The following is a 16,391-nucleotide window of genomic DNA, read 5'->3' as shown; positions in this document are numbered from 1 at the left end:
TCAGGGTCTGGTCGGGAAGAGAGTGTCGTGTCGGGGAGGGGGTGTCGTCTCGGTTGTCCGCGCAGGCCGGTCGCTCGTGCCCTCCTGTCACTCGTGCAGTCCTGCCAGACGTGAGCCGAACCGGGCGAGCAGGCTGGTCCGTTTGGCGCCCGTGACCCGCTCCCACTCGTCGGCGATGTTGAAGATCCGATACATCGAGCGGATGCCCAGCCAGCGGAACGGCTCGGGTTCCCACTGACCGGAATAGTGATCGTTCCACGGCAGGGCTGTCAGCGGAGTCGACTGGCCGGAGGCCCGGTCCAGCAGGGTCTTCGCCGCCAGGTGCGTCGCCGTCACGCCGTGTCCGGCATAGCCGCGGGCCACACCGATGCGCTGATCGGCGTCGAAGAAGATCCCCGCGCACCAGTCCCGGGTGACGCCGAGCGCCCCTCGCCATGCGTGGGCGACTTCGACCTCGAGGTCAGGGAACAGCGAGGACAGACGGGTGCGGAGCAGTTCGACCACCTCGGCGGGGACCCTGCCATCACCGGGCAGACCTGAGCCGAACGCATAGGGTGCTCCGCGTCCGCCCAGGGCGATCCGATCGTCCTCGGTTCGCTGGGCGTAGATGAAGGTGTGCGCGGTGTCGCCGAGGCATTCCCTGCCCTCCCAGCCGATGGCATCCCACGCGTCGGCGGAGAGCGGTTCGGTCGCGATCATCGATGAGAAGACGGGGATGACCTGACGTCCTTCCAGCCCCGGGAGGTCGCCGGTCACGGTGTCCGAGTAGCCCTCGAGGCAGACGAAGATCGTGTCCCCGCTGACCGGGCCGCGATTCGTCGAGACCTGGCCCTTGCCGATATGACCTGCCGAGGTGTCCTCGCATATTCTCACGCCCTGATTCTTCAGGACGCGGGCGAGTCCCTCGGTGAGCAGCGCGGGGTCGATGCGCGCTGTACCTGGAAAGAACAGGCTGCCCTGAGCGTTGTCGACGTTGATATGAGCCCGGGTCTCCTCCACGTCAAGGAATCGCATGTCCTCGCGGCCATAGCCGTATTCTTCGTTGCCGTCGAAGAGTTCACGCAGTCGGGCCATGCCCGCCTCGGATTGGGCGATGTCGATGTGTCCGCCGCGGACCTGGTGGGCGTCGATGCCCTCCTGTTCGAGGACTTCGAGTACCTCGTCAATCGAATCGAAGAGCGCGGATTGGAAGGACCGGACGGACTCCACCCCGCTCAGCCCCGCAGAGCCGACCGGGCCGGTCGGATCGGTGGCCCGGGCCCTTTCGACCGCCTCGGCGTATTTGGCTCTGTTGCCAGGAAGCAGCGTCGAGAGCCAGCCGCCGTTGCGGCCCGAGGCGCCGTAGCCGATGTGCTTGGCTTCGACGATCGTGATCTGCCAATCGGGGTGAGCCTGGCGGGCATAGTAGGCCGACCAAAGTCCGGTCATGCCGCCGCCGACGATGACGAGGTCCTGTCTCTCGGTGGGGAGGGGCGAAGGGGACGAGGAGTGGGGAGGCGACAGGGCCAGCCAATGGGAGGACTCGCCGTTGAGATAGGGCATGGAATCAGTTCTATCTCACGGCCGAGGGAGAAGTAAATGCCCAACGCAGATGCTCTGTCTGTCCGTGGGGGCGTGGGCGGCTGGTCCAGAAGGTACGGACTTCTGGCCGGGACGGCGGGAACTGCTGCCCGGATACACTGTCCCCATGAGCGCAATGGAGCCGATCGAGACCCACGATTTCCCGCTGACCCATGAGGCGATCGAGGACTGGCAACGGGTGGAGCAGGCGGACACGACGACAGGATTTGCCGAACTCGGAACCATCGGCGGAGTCGACTACGGGCTGTGGGAGATGAGCGCAGGCACCATGCGCGATGTCGAAGGCGACGAGGTCTTCCTCGTCATCTCGGGCCTGGGCCGGATCGAGTTCGACGAGCCCGCGCGCTCGCCGATGGAGCTGCGTCCTGGATCCTTGGTCCGCCTCGAGGGCGGGACGAAAACCCGTTGGTACATCGACGTGGGTCCCCTGCGGAAGCTATTCATCGCCGAACACGAGGAGTGAACGTGGTTGGAGTGGGCCGTTGGCGAAGTTGCGGAGTCGCAAAATCGCACCTGAATACCTGCCGTCCGCATTGTGGATGGTGAGAGTCTTAACCTCGGTGCCGAATTCCTCTAGTGTGTGAGTACGGCCAGGTGATCACATCGTTGACCACCGGAAACGCCGCCTCACCGCCTCGGTGTGGTGCTGGGGCAACGCCGTCCGAGACATCATCATCCATCCGAACCATCAGCACCGCCACCCGAAACATCACGCACCGACCAATCAGCACCACGAATCCCCGAACCACGCGCACCACGCGCTTCACCTCGCACGAAGGAGTCGACAATGAAGACAGCTCGACGCTTGAACGATCTGGGCACCGAAACCGCATTCCGGGTCGCCCAGGCCGCCGCTGACTGGAAAGCTCAGGGGAATCGGGTCTATCCGTTCCACCTCGGCGATCTCAATTTCCCCATGGCCGGCCACATCGTCGAGGCGATGGACAGGGCGATCCGCGATGGGAAGACCGGATACTGCCCCGGCCCCGGCATTCCTGAACTGCGCGCGGCCCTGGCCGAGGACATCGGGTCGCGGAGAGGGATGACGATCGACCCCGCCGAGGTGGTCGTGACCACCGGTGGCAAGCCCGTGATCACGAAATTCCTCCAGGCGGTCATGGATCCCGGGCAGGGCGTGCTCTACCCGAATCCCGGGTTCCCGATCTACGAATCGCAGATCGACTACCTCGGCGGCACCGCTCTGCCGTATCGCTATGTGCCCACCGATGACGGCTTCGCGATCGATCTCGACCACTTGCGGGCTTCGATCGACGAGAACACGACGGCCATCATCTACAACGATCTGCAGAACCCGATCTCGGCGGAATCGACCGATGCCGAACGTGAAGCGATCGCGGCGATCGCGCAGGAGTTCGACCTCTGGGTGCTCTCCGACGAGGCCTATTTCGAGATGCGCTACAAGGGCAAATCGAAGTCGATCGCGGCCCTGCCGGGCATGCGCGAACGCACCGTCATCCTCTACACGTTCTCGAAGAAGTTCGCGATGACCGGGTCCCGGCTCGGCTGCGCGGTGGCTCCGCGTGAGGTCGCCGAGGCGATCTCGACGATGAACACCAACGACGAATCCTGCACCACCCACTACGTCCAGTGGGCCGGCATCGCCGCACTTCAGGGACCACAGGAACCGGTGGGACGGATGCTCGAGGTGCTGCGCAAACGCCGCGATGCGACCTGCCGACTGCTCAATGACATCCCCGGCATGGGCGTGGCCGTGCCCGGTTCGACGTTCTACGTCTTCCCCGACGTCACCGAGGCGATGACTGCCAAGGGAATCGCGACCCTGGCCGATTTCTCCACCGAGGCGCTGCACGCGACCGGTGTCTCCTTCTGCACCCGTGAGCACTTCGGCTCGCCCCAGGCAGGGGAGGACCGGTCGTACATCCGCCTGGCCTACTCCGGCATCGACGAAACGGATATCACCGAAGGCCTCGGCAAGCTCAAGGAATGGGTCGAGCAGGGGTGAGGCGGCTGGGGTGACGTCGCTGGTGACCGACTATCTCGGCGATGGCGGCCAGACACCTCGGCGCCGGCGGCGGCCCGCCTCGGCGCTGCCGGCCGGCCACCTCGGCGAGATCCGGGGAATGAGACGGACGATGCATCTCGGGTAAGGCCAGGGTAACCTCATCTCTGGCCTGGTCGATGCTGGTTTCGACCGTTCATCCAGACGAAAGATCTCCATGAACTCGCTCGAAGTGCGCCCCAAAACGCGCGCAGCACGCTCCAAGACAGTGGCCCTCGGCCTCGCCGTCGTCGGTTTCGTCGCCTCCCTGGCTGCCTGCGGCGGTCCCAGCGATGGGAAGAAGGCGGAGGAGGGCGGCGGCACCCACACGGTCGAGCACGCTCGCGGAGTTGCCGAGGTCATTGCGAAGACCGACAAGGTCGTCACCCTGGAACCACTCGAACTCGACACGGCGGTCGCGCTCGGGATCACGCCGCTCGGCGCCGCGGTGGCCAGCAATGTCGACGGCATCCCGGACTATCTCGAGGTCGAGGGCGTCGAATCGGTAGGGACGGTGCCCGAGCCCGATCTCGAAGCCATCGCTGCGCTCGATCCGGATCTCATTCTCGGCACGGAGTCTCGGCACTCGGCGCTGTTCGAGGAGCTCGATTCGATCGCGCCGACGGTCTTCATCGCCAGTCATGCGGATTCGTGGAAGGACAATGCGCTGCTGATCGGTGATGCTCTTGATCGCAAGGAGGACACCGAGGCGCTGCTCGCCGAGGTCGATGAGCGTTGCGAGAGCATCAAAAGCACGTACGGCATCGACGGCGAGACCGCGCAGATGATCCGCCCGCGCGATGAGACGACGCTGAGTCTCTACGGCCCCGCATCGTTCGCCGGAAGTCTGCTCGAATGCGTCGGATACACGATTCCCGAGCAGGACTGGGCGGACGGGCTGCAGGCTGATCTCTCCCCGGAGAACGCCATCGATGCGAAGGCCGACGCTGTGTTTGTGACCGCCGAAGATGTCGATGATCCTGCCGCGATCCCCGAAGTGGTCGGCGGAAACACCGACGCGTTCCCCTCTGTAACACCCGTGGACACGAGCTACTGGGTCTCCGGCGTGGGACCGAAGGGCGCACACAAGGTCCTTGACGACATCGAGAAGTACCTCGACGCTCGATGACGGCGGCGAGCCGACCTCGAGGGCCGAGTGCATTGGCAGCTGCGCCCTCGGATTCGACCCAAGCCGCGGGAGTGCCACGGCCCTGGGCCTATACCGCCTTCCCGGTCGAGGTCTCCGCGGTCGCCCGAGTCACTCCGAACTTCGTGCGCATCACATTCACCGGGGATACACTCGAGCAATTCGCCCCGTGGGGCCTGGATCAGCGGATCAAACTCGTCTTTCCTCACCCGGACGGCAGGTTCGCCGACTTCGGTCTCTTGGCTGACCCGACTCCGCATCCCTCGCACTGGTATGCGCTGTGGAAGCAGCTGCCGGCCGAGGAACGCAACGTGCTGCGGACCTATACGCCCTCGGGAATCCGTCCGGCAAAGCGTGAAGTCGATGTCGACATGCTCATCCACGATCCGCCGGGGCCCGCATCGCAATGGGCTCAGTCCGCCGAGGTGGGAGATCGGCTCGTCATCAACGGCCCCGATGCTCGCAATGGGTACACCGGGTACGGGTTGCATTGGTCTCCCGGAGAGGCCGCGAACCTGCTGCTCGCCGGTGATGAGACGGCTTTTCCGGCGATGGCGAACATTCACAGCAGCCTCGGCGGAGGGATGACGGTCGAAATCCTGGCTGAATCCTCGGATCCGCTCGACGGTGACCTGCTGCCCACCTCGGCGAACGTCGTGGTGCGGCAGCCGAACACGGAACCCGGCACCGGATTGGAAGAACTGATCTGGGAGTGGGGAGCCCGTCAGAACCTGGCGACGCTGGATGACGATGTGTATATATGGATCGCCGGGGAGTCCGATGCGGTCGTGAGGATCAGGCGCTATCTGACAAGGCAATTGGGAGTCGCGAAGAGTCGCATCGCGTTCTTCGGGTACTGGAGAGCGGGAGGGCCTTTGACCGGCTGAGTGCACGCGGACGGCGCGTTGAGCATTGCTGTTGCGCTGTCGGGCGGAGGTCGGGTCGCCGGAAGTGCGTGCGGCGCTCAGGCCGGCTAGGACTCCACCGCCTCCGGCTTCGGCTCCCTGCCCTTGAGGAACGGTGATTCTTCCGGTTCGGGGTGCCGTTTCCATTGCACGATCATGATGATCACGCCCAAGGCCACCGCGCCGATCGCGCCCCACACGTTCGTGCGCAGGCCGAGGACGACGAAGCTCGGATCGAGACGGATCGACTCCCACACGATGCGCCCGGCGCCGTACCAGATCAGGTAGGCAGCGAACAGGCGTCCCCACTGGAAGAAGATGTGTCGTCCCAGGAAGAGCAGGGCCAGGGCGCCGAGGCTGTTCCAGATCACCTCGTAGAGGAACGTGGGGTGGAACAGGGTTCCGACCGGTGTGCCCGGTGGGATCGCGGGATTGCCCGGATCGATCTCGAGGCCCCAGGGCAGTGTGGTCGGCAGTCCGAAGAGCTCCTGGTTGAACCAGTTGCCGAAGCGTCCGCAGGCCTGGGCGAGGATGAGTCCCGGTGCCAGCGCATCGAGCAGGGCGGTGAGGCGGATGCCGCGCCTACGGCACATGATCCAGGCCCCGAGGGTACCGCCGATGAGCGAGCCGAAGATCGCGATCCCGCCCTCCCAGATTGCCCACACCGAGCCGGGTTCGAAGATGTTCCAGGGGTTGCGACCGGGTCCGAAGTAATCGGTGTAGTGCGTGATGACGTGGTAGATCCGGGCGAAGACGATGGCCATCGGAACGGCCAGGGTCGCGATGTCGAGGACCTGCCACTCTTCGACTCCGCGCTTGGTCAGCCGGTGATTCGCGAGCATGATCGCGATGACGATTCCGACGAGGATGCACAAGGCATAGAAGTGGATCGTCAGCGGTCCCAGTTGGAAGCTGGAGACGCTCGGGCTGGGGATCGCGGCCGAGATGTCGAACGGCATCGTAGTCGCGCTGGCGGAAGTCAGGACTGCGGGCATGAGCCCAGTCTATTTCTCCGGGCCGGAAATCCCGCATGCGCCTGAGAAGTTCGCATTCGGCAGAGTCAGCGCTGATAACGTGGGCGGCTGCTGAGCTGGATACTCAAGAGCTGGTGACGGCGCAGTTCAGTTGCTGTGGTCCATGATGGGGCGCGGTAAGAGTTCCATTGAGCCAGAACGTCGCCGAGTACGGAGTCGAGCACAGAGCTGTGGCTGGGTGTGGGCGCACTTGTCCCCTCACACTCTAGGTGTGGTGTTAATCGTTGAAGAGGGTCTCGATGATGTCATCGGCGATGAATCTCGAGTGCAGGATCGGGCGTTTCGCTGGATCGATACTCGGTGGTGGGACCGCGGCGGGTCGACCACAGTTGAGCATTGTGATTTCCCAGTCCGACCGGTCCAGCAGGTGATGGTGCGCTGAACACAACAGGCAGAGGTTGTTGATATCGGTCTTTCCACCGGCCGCGTGGGGCAGGACATGGTTGACGTCGCACCATCCGGGTGGGGAGTCACAGCCGGGGAAGATGCAGCCGCGGTCGCGGGCGGTGATGATCGCGGTTTGGTGTTTGTTCGCGAACCTGTTCTCGGTCCGCACGGCCACGGTTCGTCCGGTGTCGTCCATGAGGTTGAAGAACACGCGTCCGTCCAGTCCCCGGGAGGTGACTTCGCCCAGTGGGATCCGGTCTCCGGCCCCGGTGCGGGCTTCCCCGGTACCGGTGGCGATATCGGTGGCTTTGGCGGTGATGACCAGGGCGTAGGGAGAGCCTTTCTCGGCTTCTTTCATACTGATACGCCCGATGAGGGTGGCGAAGCGTTCGTAGATCCAGGTCCGTGCCGTGGGTTGGGCGTCGGTGACGTTGACCTCGGTGCCATCGGTACGGACCCCGTATCCCGGACGCTCCGACGTAGCAGCGCTGCTGGTTGTGCAATCGTCTGTGTTGGCAGGAGCGTCGGTGGTCGCGCCAGTGGGGTCGGGGGTGGTGGCGTCGAAGACGGCCCAGGGTGGGGCGTCGTGGCGGTCGCCGGTGAACACGGCATCGAGAGTGTTGAACCGTTCCTGCCCGGGGATCTGGGGCAGTCCACCATTGGGGGCGAATGCGCCACCATCGACAGACTCGTCGCCGGCAGTTGGGGTCATCGGGTTAGCGTCTGGGGTTTCGGTGCTGGTGGTGGGGGTTGGTTGGGTGGATTCGATGCGGGAGGTGAGGAGTCCGTGGAGTTCGGCACCGGTGGTGGGGTCGAGGATCCCGTCGAGTTTCCAGTCGCCGTTGCGTGTGGGGCGGGCGGTGACGAAGTAGTTCTCTCGTTTGGTCTCATCGATCGGTTGGGTGCCGTCGGGGTCGAGGTGGGCGAGGATGCGGCGGAAGATCTCGCGCAGTTCCCGTACGGCGACTTTCGGGGCGTAGGCGACGAGGTCGGCCTCGACTTGGGCCTTCATGTCCTCGGTCGCGGTGAAGGGCAGGTCGGCGAGGCAGGCTTCGATGGTGGTGACCTGGTCGGTGGAGAGTGTTCCGTCGTGGAGTTTGTCGGCTACGACGGGGTGTTGGGGTGGCAGTGCTTGTCCGTTGGTGTTGACGCGGCCGCCGAGGTTCTTCGCGAGTTTGGCTCTGCGGTCGGCTTCGCGTCCGGTGAGGTTGAGGCGGTCGCGGATCAACGCTTTGGTGTCTTTTGCTCCGCTGTCGGTGGGGGTGCCGATGCGTTCGTAGACGGACAGGGCGGTGGTGGAGAGTGCTTGGCTGATGCGGGTGAGTGCTTCAGCGGCGTCGATGATCTTCAATGCCTCGCCGGGTCCCATGGGGCGGGTGAAAGTACGGAGGTCGGTGTTGAGGCCCATGAGGGTGGTGATGGAGTCGGTGATCTCGGGGGCGAAGTGGGTGAGGTCACTCCAGGTGTCATTGGCGATCAAGGGGTGCGGGGAGACCGGACGCTGTGTGGATGCCTGCTCGTCGTCGCTGGTGGGCCCGTCGTCGCTGGTGGGAGTGTCCTCGTCCCAGGCGGGAGCCTCGTCAGTGCCCTGGTCATCGTCGTCGAGTGGTTCATTGGTCGTCCAGGGCAGAGCTCCGGCCTCATCGGTGTTCTCAGGTTCCGCACCATCGTCGGTTTCAGAGCTGCTCCTGCCGGAATCAGGGCTGTCGCCGGGTTCGGTGCGGCTGCAGTCGGACGCAGTGCTGGTGTCACCGGGTTCAGTGTCAGCGTCTGTGGCGACATCGGTGGGGTCCTCGAGGTTATCCGGGCTAGTGGTGGGTACGGGGTCGAGGTTGTTGAAGACGTCGGCGAGTTCGTGGTTGGTGAGGTCGAGGCCGGCGTCTTTGAGTTGCTCGGCCAGGGTTGCCGCGCCGTTGTTGGTATCGGGTGTATTTGTCGGTGTGGTGTCCTCGTTGGTGCCGGGCGCTTCACTGTTATTCGGAGGGGGTTCTTCGCTGCGGGCGGGGTCGAGGGTCCCTGGCTTGGGTGTGGGGAGGGTGGGGTTCGTGGCCTTCTTCCGTGCCGCGCGGAGGCGCGGGGCGAGGGTGGCGCGGCGTGCGCGCTGTCCTGCCTGACGTTTCCTGCGATCGGGGGTGAAGGTCATGGTCTGAAGCTCCGTTCTCCGTTGAAGGGCTCTTTTATTCAGTGTACATCAGTATTGCTGTTTTGCGCCTTTTAATTTCGGATTATTTTCGATTGTTACTGTCTACGCATGATTGTTGTTGTTTGTGCTGGTGGGATAAGTGGGTGTGTATCGAATGGTGTCGTTATATGGTGTGAGTGAATGAGGTTCCACCCTATAAGAAGGCACTGACATAGTCGTCGGCACCGACATGGACGCGGTGAGAATCCGGGGCGCCATTGAGCCTGCGAGGTCGTTCGGCGGTATGGGGTCGGCCTCCTTCTTGCACGCGCTGCTACTGCGGCCTGCGCATGCGATGATGACCTTTATGGCCCTCGATTTCACTCTCGTCCAGCTGCGCTACTTCCAGGAAGTCGCACGGCGAGAGAACATGACCGAAGCGGCCAAGCGCCTCAATGTCACGCAGTCGGCGATCTCCACGGCAATGGGGCAGCTCGAGCGCACCTTGGGCATCGACCTCTTCATCCGCCAGCGCAACCGCTCCGTGGTGCTCTCGCCTGCGGGTCGCCGATTCCTCGCCGAGGTGGAATCGGTCCTCGAGTCCACCGAAGCCCTCGGAGAGACCGCGCTCGGGCTCTCGCGTTCGCTCAGCGGGGACCTCACCGTCGGTGTCTTCTCGCCGATCGCGCCCACTCGCCTCCCGCTCATCCACCGGGAGTTCGAGAAGCGCTACCCCGATGTCCGAATCAACTACCTCGAGGCGAATCTCCAGGAGCTGCAGGCCGCTGTCGTCGCCGGCGACTGCGATCTCGCGCTGACCTACACGCTGGGAATGACCGATCGCTTCGATCGATTCCTCATCGACCTCGTGAAGCCCCACGCCCTCGTCTCACTCGACCACCGCCTCGGCGGGGGTGGCAGGCGGCCGCGTCCGATCCATCTTCGGGAACTCGCGGACGAGGACTACATCCAACTCGACCTGCCCTACAGCAGGCAGTACTACGACGAGCTCTTTCGGATCGCCGGCGTCGAACCGGTGGTGCGGCACACCTTTGCCGGCTACGAGACGGTGCGGTCGTTCGTGGCGATGGGGCATGGGTATTCGCTGCTCAGCCAGAGCGTGTCCTCGGGAACCTATATCGGTTCGAAGACCGTCGATGTGCCGCTGCTCGACGATTTTCCGAGCATCGATCTCGCGCTCGTCTGGCCCAAGGAGCTTCGGCTGAGCAGAAGAGCGCGGGCATTCTGCGAACTGGCCAGGGAGATTCTGGGCCCCGACGGCAGCTGAGTCGGGCGAAAGTCCCGGCATGCCGGTTGAAGAGGTCCGACACGCTGGTTGTACAGGATCGTCGGTAAGGACGGACCACCTCGGCGATTCATCGATTTTGCTCATGCCGAGCTTCAAAAGTATCTGTTGGACTGATGTGACGTAGGCCGCAATGATGGTGCTCACGCGATCGCCACAACAGGGGAGCAACTATGTCAGCCACCGCAGTCACAACAGGGCGCAAGTCCACGAGCATGCAGAAGAAGGTGCTCGTCGGCGGCAGCATCGGCCAATTCGTCGAGTTCTACGATTTCACCCTCTACGGCCTCTCGGCCGTCATCCTCTCCGAGTACTTCTTCCCCGACGGCGACCGAGTCACCGGCTTGCTCGTCATCTTCGCGACCTTCGGAGTCGCCTTCGTCATGCGTCCCCTCGGCGGCCTGTTCTTCGGCGCGCTCGGCGACAAAGTGGGCAGACGGAAGACCCTGACGATCACGATCTTCCTCGTCGGAATCTGCACCGCGCTCATCGGCGTCCTGCCCGGATTCGACCAGATCGGCTGGTTCGCTCCCATCCTGCTCATCCTCGCCCGCCTCGGGCAGGGATTCTCCGCAGGAGGCGAATCGGTGGGCGGCCCCTCCTTCGTCTACGAACACGCTCCCGTCGAGAAGCGCGGACTCTGGATCAACATCACCCTCGCCGCGACCGCCCTGCCCTCGGTCTTCGCCGGCGGTCTCATCCTCGCGCTCTCGACCATGATGAGCGATGACTCCTTCGCCTCCTGGGGCTGGCGGATCCCGTTCCTCCTCGCTCTGCCTCTCTCCGCCGTGGGCCTGTGGATCCGGTCCCGGACCGACGAATCCGAGCTGTTCAAGAAGACCGCCGCCGAACGCCCCAAGGAATTCAGCCCGATCCGCGACTCCTTCCAAGAGAACTCGGTGGGGATGCTCCAGGTCTTCTTCGTCCTCGGCCTCACCGCGCTCGGCTTCTACATGCTCTCGGCCTACTTCGTCACCTACATCCAGACCACCGGCGACCTCAGCCGAGAGCAGTCGCTGGCGACGAACGCGTTCGCCATGGCCAGCTACACGATCTTCCTGCCGATCGCCGGAGCCATCGGCGACAGAGTCGGACGCAAGCCCATGCTCATTGCCGGTTCGATCCTGCTGGCGGCCACCTCGGTGCCGGCCTTCGGGTTGGTGACCAGCGGAAACATGGCACTGGCATTCATCGGGCAGACGATCTTCGTCATCTCTCTGTGCTGCTACGGCGGCGGCTGCTACACCTTCTTCTGCGAGCGGTTCTCGACGAAGACGCGCTTCACCTCGGCGGCGATCAGCTACAACATCTCCTACGCAGTACTCGGCGGAACCGCGCCGTTCGTCGGCACCTGGCTTGTCGACGTCACCGGGGTCAACACCGCGCCGGGCTTCTACATGGCCGCCTGCGCCGTCGTCGTCCTCGCGCTCATCTTCATCACCAGGCTGCCCGAGACCCGCGGACGCCTCGGGTGAAACGGCTGGCCATGCCGGCGACAGCCCCCGCAAAGTGACAGCCCGACAAAAAGAAAGGGAACACGCACCATGACCGCACCATCCCCCACCCCCTCGACCGACGCCGCCTTCCTCGCCGACTTCCACCATGTCGCGAGCATTGGCGCCACCGACAACAACGGCGTCGACCGCCAAGCGCTCACTCCCGAGGACAAGGCGACGCGCGACTGGATGCGCGACTGGGCGGCACGCAACGGATTCGACCTCCGAATCGATGCGATCGGCAATATGTTCGCCTGTCTCCAGCTCGTCCCCGAGGGCACCGCCACCGCCGCCTCCACCCACAACCCCGACACCACCGACAACCCCACGGCTCCCTACGTCCTCATCGGCTCCCACCTCGACTCCCAGCCGCTCGGCGGGCGCTTCGACGGCGCCTACGGTGTCATCGCCGCACTCTTCGCGGCACTGCGAGTCAAGGAGAACCTCACCGAATCCGGGCAGGTGCCCGAATTCAACCTCGCCGTGGTCAACTGGTTCAACGAGGAGGGCGGCCGCTTCGCCCCCTCGATCATGGGCAGCTCGGTCTACGCGGGCCTCTTCGACCTCGAGGAGATGCTCGCCGTGGAAGACCTCGAGGGGACCTCCGTCGCCGAGGCGCTCAAGACCATCGGCTACGCCGGCACCGATACCCCGCCCGAGGCGATCTCCTACGCCGAGATCCACATCGAGCAGGGCCGCATCTTAGAGCGCGAGGCCACCGACATCGGCGTCGTCGAAGCCAGCTGGTACACGCAGAAGCTCGATATCGACGTCCTCGGCGAACAGTCCCACACCGGCGCCACCGCCATGGCCGACCGCCACGACGCCCTCGTCGCCGCCTCCAAAGTCGTGCTCGCCGTCGCCGAGGTGGTCAACGATTTCGAGGACGAGGCCCTCGTGTCCTCGGTCGGTCAGCACGTCGTCGAACCGAACTCGCCCATCGTCGTGCCCCGCCGTGTGCACATGGTCGCCGACCTCCGCTCCTCCGACCCGGCCATCGTCACAGCCGCCCGCGACCGCCTTCGCTCCCAGATCGCCGAAATCGCCCGCGACCACGACATCACCATCGATGTCGCGGACTTCGACCTCCGCGACAAACGCCACTTCCCCGAAACCGGTGTCGAACTCGCCGAGAAGTCCGCGGCCAACGAAGGGCTGAGCATCCGCCGCCTCGAGACCATGGCCGGCCACGATTCCGTGGCGATGAACCACCGCGTGCCCGCCGTGATGATGTTCGTGCCCAGCGTCGACGGAGTGTCCCACTGCGAACGCGAGTTCACCACCGATGAGGACATGGTCCGCGGCCTGCGAGTCCTCACGAATGTGGCCACGGAATTGGTCGGCGGGGAGCTCGGCGAGGACCGCAACGGCGAAGTATGGGTCGGCAGATCCGTCGCGGAGGTTCGGGTTGGTTCGCCCGCAATCGCCGAAGGCGCCACCGTGTCAGCCTCGAACGCTAGGGTGGACGCATGAGCTCCACACCCACCTCGGCGGGCACACAGAGCACGACCGCCGACACGGAGACCTGGGCCCTGTCCGCCACCGAGGCGCTGGCCCGGTTCCGGTCGAAGGAGCTCTCCCCGGTCGACTACCTGTCCGCCCTCATCGGCCGCATCACCACCGAGGACGAGCGCATCAATGCGGTCACGGAGGTCGTCGAGGAGGCGGTCACCGCTGCGCGGGAGGCCGAACGCTTCTACGCGAACGCCACATCCGATGACCTCGCCGAGGCGGCAGACTCCCGGCCGCTGCTCGGACTGCCTGTCATCGCCAAGGAGAAGCACGCGATCGCCGGGCGCAGCCTGAGTCAAGGTCTCATCCACGAACGCGACACCATCGCCGAGGCGGACGCCGCCGTCATCGCCCGCATCCGTGCTGCCGGCGGCTTCGTCCACGCCCGCGTGACCTCGCCCGAGTTCAGCTGCGCGACGGTCACGCATTCGCCGATGTGGGGCGTGACCCGCAACCCCTGGAACCCCGATCTCTCACCCGGCGGCTCGTCCGGCGGGTCCGGGGCGGCTCTGGCCGCCGGTTTCGGCCCGTTGGCGACGGCCTCGGACATCGCCGGTTCGACGCGGCTGCCCGCCGCCTTCACCGGCACCGTCGGTTTTAAGGCACCCTACGGTCGGATCCCCGGCGCCCAGCCTCTGGCCGCCGACTGGTACCGCGGGGACGGACCGATGACGCGCACCGTCGCCGACGCTGCGCTGGTGTCGCGGGTGATGGTCGGCGTCGATCCCGGCGATCACGCGACGATCGATTCGCCGGATTTCCTCTCCGATTTCGACCCCGCCGAGGCGGTCGAACGTCTGCGCGGACGTCGGGTGGCGCTGTGCCTGCGCTTGGGGGACTTCCCCGTCGGCGAGGGCATCATCGCCAATACCCGGGCGGTCGCCTCGGCGCTGGAGGCCGCAGGAGCCGTCGTCGAAGAGATCGAACTGCCATGGACGGCCGAGCGGATCTTCGAGACCGCCTTCACCCATTTCGGCCATCTGCTCGCGCCGGCGATGCGGGCGGCGACCCGCGGTCACGAAGACACCCTGGCCGACTACACGCTGCGATTCATGGCCGACGCCGAGGCGGTGGCCGACCGCCGCTCGTTCTTCGAAGGACTGACGATGGAAGCGCAGATCCAGGCGGAGCTCGCGGCCGCGATGGACGGGTTCGATGTGCTCTTGGCGCCCACCTCGGCGGTGGCGGGATTGGAAGCCGGCGGCAGCTATCTCGACGGGATCACGATCGACTCGACCGGTGTGGGGCGGGAAGATGCCGGCGACGGTGGAAATGGCGCCGCCGGGGGAGTGCGGCTCGAGCACTACTGGCAGGCGCACATGACGATGCCTTTCAACATCTGCAATCGGGTGCCGATCGTCAATGTGCCCTCCGGCATGGCCGACTGCGGAATCCCGACCGGACTGCAGGTCATCGCCCACCCCTATGACGACCGGACCGCCTTCGACGTGGCGGCCGCGGTGGAGCAGCTGAGGCCGTGGACGGGGATTGCGCCGGGATGAGCCTGGACGAGACGATCGCCGCCGTCGACGGCCTCGGACGCGAGCTCAATGCGGTCACCTCGGTGATGGCCGATCGGGCGCGCAACCTCGGGCGGAAGTCCGCGGAACGTGTCGCTTCCGGTGAACCTGCACGTGCCCTCGAAGGGGTGCCCTTCGCGATCAAGGACGTCATCGACGTGGCAGGCTTTCCGACGACGATGGGGTCGAACGTCAGCACCGGGCCCGACCCGAGCACCACCGCGCCAGTCGTCACCCTCTTGGAGAAGGCCGGGGCACTGCCGGTGGCGAAGACGAACTGTCAGGAATTCTCGTACGGCATCCTCGGCGACGAGAGTGCCTTCGGGCGCGTGGTCAATCCGCTCGATCCCGCACTGTGCACCGGAGGATCGAGCTCCGGCTCGGCAGCGCTGGTGGCCGCCGGGGTGGTGCCGCTGGCGCTCGGCACGGATACTGCCGGATCGGTGCGAGTTCCGGCAGCATGCCAAGGCATCATCGGCTTCAAACCGACCTTCGGAACCGTGTCCCCCGACGGGGTGTTTCCCCTGTCACCGTCCTTCGACACGGTCGGACTGTTCGCACGCGACATCGGGCTGCTCACCTCGGCGTTCGAGGTGATTGCGGGCTTCGGGGAGGGTGACTCCCGAGCGGACGACTCTGGGTCAGACGTCTCTGGGGCGGATACCGTTCCCGCTGTCGACCTCAGTCTTCTCAACGCAGCCGAGGCATCGGCGGACACCGCGCACCGCTGGGTCGAGGCGCACCTCGGGAACGTCAGGACCACCTCGTCGAGGTCGGAAGAACTGGGCGAGATCATAAAACGGCTGTTCGGAATCTATGACATCGTGCGCCGATTCGAGGCCACGGTCCTGCACCAGCGGTTCGCCGAGGAACAGGGGGAGCTGTACCAGCCGGGCGTGTGGGCGAAGATCATGGCCGGGCAGACCATCACCGAGGTGGAATACCGGGAACAGGTCGGGGCGCTGGAAGAGCTGCGCGCCTCGGCACTGGGGATCTTCGACGAGGTCGACTTCATCGTCACCCCGGCCATCGAGGGTGACGTCCTGCGCTGGGATCAGGTCGGCCCGGAATCTTCTTCACCATTCATCCGCTATGCGATGCCATTCAATGTGCTGGGCTGGCCCGCGGTGACAGTGCCGATCGGTGCTGTCGCCGAGGTGGTGTTGGGGGATGACGCGGATGGTGCCGGTCTGGTGAAGCCGGAGTCGGTGCAGATCGTCGGCCGGCCACACGACGATCGCCGACTGCTCGATTTCGTCGCTGGGCGATTGGGTTCCTGAGGGCATCGAGGCTGAACCGGTCGCTCGAAGCTCGGCCTCGGCTAAGCTGAAATCGAGCCCACCGGCCACGAACGAAGCGGA

At 65.1% G+C, this 16,391-nt stretch carries 12 protein-coding genes; 9 read left to right on the top strand and 3 right to left on the bottom strand.

Annotated features, from left to right (window positions below; genetic code table 11):
* Positions 1-87 precede the first annotated feature (87 nt).
* Positions 88-1,542 (bottom strand): NAD(P)/FAD-dependent oxidoreductase, encoded by a 1,455-nt coding sequence (locus tag ACH82I_RS09325; protein ID WP_413332079.1) that lies wholly within the window; start codon positions 1,540-1,542, stop codon positions 88-90.
* 145 nt (positions 1,543-1,687) lie between these two features.
* Here ACH82I_RS09325 and ACH82I_RS09320 point away from each other — a divergent pair, with 145 nt between their 5' ends.
* The 4 genes from ACH82I_RS09320 to ACH82I_RS09305 all read left to right on the top strand — a co-directional run bounded on the left by ACH82I_RS09320 (position 1,688) and on the right by ACH82I_RS09305 (position 5,635).
* The gene (locus ACH82I_RS09320) at positions 1,688-2,044 is read left to right on the top strand and encodes a cupin domain-containing protein (RefSeq protein ID WP_413332077.1); all 357 of its coding nucleotides are present in this window, start codon (positions 1,688-1,690) and stop codon (positions 2,042-2,044) included.
* Between the two features lie 324 nt (positions 2,045-2,368).
* Positions 2,369-3,565 (top strand): pyridoxal phosphate-dependent aminotransferase, encoded by a 1,197-nt coding sequence (locus tag ACH82I_RS09315; protein ID WP_413332075.1) that lies wholly within the window; start codon positions 2,369-2,371, stop codon positions 3,563-3,565.
* Positions 3,566-3,779: 214 nt separating this feature from the next.
* The gene (locus ACH82I_RS09310; RefSeq protein ID WP_413332073.1) at positions 3,780-4,730 is read left to right on the top strand and encodes an ABC transporter substrate-binding protein; all 951 of its coding nucleotides are present in this window, start codon (positions 3,780-3,782) and stop codon (positions 4,728-4,730) included.
* Between the two features lie 32 nt (positions 4,731-4,762).
* On the top strand, positions 4,763-5,635 hold the full coding sequence (locus ACH82I_RS09305) for a siderophore-interacting protein (RefSeq protein ID WP_413332071.1): 873 nt from the start codon (positions 4,763-4,765) through the stop codon (positions 5,633-5,635).
* A gap of 86 nt (positions 5,636-5,721) precedes the next feature.
* Here ACH82I_RS09305 and lgt read toward each other — a convergent pair whose 3' ends face one another.
* Both lgt and ACH82I_RS09295 read right to left on the bottom strand, forming a co-directional pair.
* Entirely contained in the window at positions 5,722-6,648 is a 927-nt protein-coding gene (gene lgt / locus ACH82I_RS09300) for a prolipoprotein diacylglyceryl transferase (protein ID WP_413332069.1), read from the bottom strand.
* Positions 6,649-6,904: 256 nt separating this feature from the next.
* Positions 6,905-9,217: a DUF222 domain-containing protein gene (locus ACH82I_RS09295; protein ID WP_413332067.1), complete on the bottom strand. Its 2,313-nt coding sequence runs from the start codon at positions 9,215-9,217 to the stop codon at positions 6,905-6,907.
* 346 nt (positions 9,218-9,563) lie between these two features.
* Here ACH82I_RS09295 and ACH82I_RS09290 point away from each other — a divergent pair, with 346 nt between their 5' ends.
* The 5 genes from ACH82I_RS09290 (at position 9,564) to ACH82I_RS09270 (ending at position 16,310) form a co-directional block, all read left to right on the top strand.
* Positions 9,564-10,484, top strand: coding sequence for a LysR family transcriptional regulator (locus tag ACH82I_RS09290; RefSeq protein WP_230748513.1), 921 nt, complete (start codon positions 9,564-9,566; stop codon positions 10,482-10,484).
* 191 nt (positions 10,485-10,675) lie between these two features.
* Positions 10,676-11,977 (top strand): MFS transporter, encoded by a 1,302-nt coding sequence (locus tag ACH82I_RS09285; protein ID WP_230748512.1) that lies wholly within the window; start codon positions 10,676-10,678, stop codon positions 11,975-11,977.
* 69 nt (positions 11,978-12,046) lie between these two features.
* A complete protein-coding gene (locus tag ACH82I_RS09280; RefSeq protein WP_413332064.1) occupies positions 12,047-13,471 on the top strand; it encodes a M20 family metallo-hydrolase in 1,425 nt (474 codons plus the stop codon).
* On the top strand, positions 13,468-15,012 hold the full coding sequence (locus tag ACH82I_RS09275) for an amidase (RefSeq protein WP_413332062.1): 1,545 nt from the start codon (positions 13,468-13,470) through the stop codon (positions 15,010-15,012). Before ACH82I_RS09280 ends, ACH82I_RS09275 begins: the two co-directional genes overlap by 4 nt.
* Positions 15,009-16,310, top strand: a complete 1,302-nt coding sequence (locus ACH82I_RS09270) for an amidase (RefSeq protein ID WP_413332060.1) — start codon at positions 15,009-15,011, stop codon at positions 16,308-16,310. Before ACH82I_RS09275 ends, ACH82I_RS09270 begins: the two co-directional genes overlap by 4 nt.
* The last annotated feature ends 81 nt before the right edge of the window (positions 16,311-16,391 follow it).

Source organism: Brevibacterium sp. GP-SGM9 (genome assembly GCF_047300845.1).
Taxonomy (GTDB): Bacteria; Actinomycetota; Actinomycetes; order Actinomycetales; family Brevibacteriaceae; genus Brevibacterium.
This window is presented reverse-complemented; position numbering and strand designations above follow the sequence as displayed.

Excerpts from the sequence above, each read along its gene's own strand:
- ACH82I_RS09325 (WP_413332079.1), bottom strand. The coding sequence starts at position 1,542 with ATGCCCTATCTCAACGGCGAGTCCTCCCATTGGCTGGCCCTGTCGCCT.
- ACH82I_RS09320 (WP_413332077.1), top strand. The coding sequence starts at position 1,688 with ATGAGCGCAATGGAGCCGATCGAGACCCACGATTTCCCGCTGACCCAT.
- ACH82I_RS09315 (WP_413332075.1), top strand. The coding sequence starts at position 2,369 with ATGAAGACAGCTCGACGCTTGAACGATCTGGGCACCGAAACCGCATTC.
- ACH82I_RS09310 (WP_413332073.1), top strand. The coding sequence starts at position 3,780 with ATGAACTCGCTCGAAGTGCGCCCCAAAACGCGCGCAGCACGCTCCAAG.
- lgt (WP_413332069.1), bottom strand. The coding sequence starts at position 6,648 with ATGCCCGCAGTCCTGACTTCCGCCAGCGCGACTACGATGCCGTTCGAC.
- ACH82I_RS09295 (WP_413332067.1), bottom strand. The coding sequence starts at position 9,217 with ATGACCTTCACCCCCGATCGCAGGAAACGTCAGGCAGGACAGCGCGCA.
- ACH82I_RS09290 (WP_230748513.1), top strand. The coding sequence starts at position 9,564 with ATGGCCCTCGATTTCACTCTCGTCCAGCTGCGCTACTTCCAGGAAGTC.
- ACH82I_RS09285 (WP_230748512.1), top strand. The coding sequence starts at position 10,676 with ATGTCAGCCACCGCAGTCACAACAGGGCGCAAGTCCACGAGCATGCAG.
- ACH82I_RS09280 (WP_413332064.1), top strand. The coding sequence starts at position 12,047 with ATGACCGCACCATCCCCCACCCCCTCGACCGACGCCGCCTTCCTCGCC.
- ACH82I_RS09275 (WP_413332062.1), top strand. The coding sequence starts at position 13,468 with ATGAGCTCCACACCCACCTCGGCGGGCACACAGAGCACGACCGCCGAC.
- ACH82I_RS09270 (WP_413332060.1), top strand. The coding sequence starts at position 15,009 with ATGAGCCTGGACGAGACGATCGCCGCCGTCGACGGCCTCGGACGCGAG.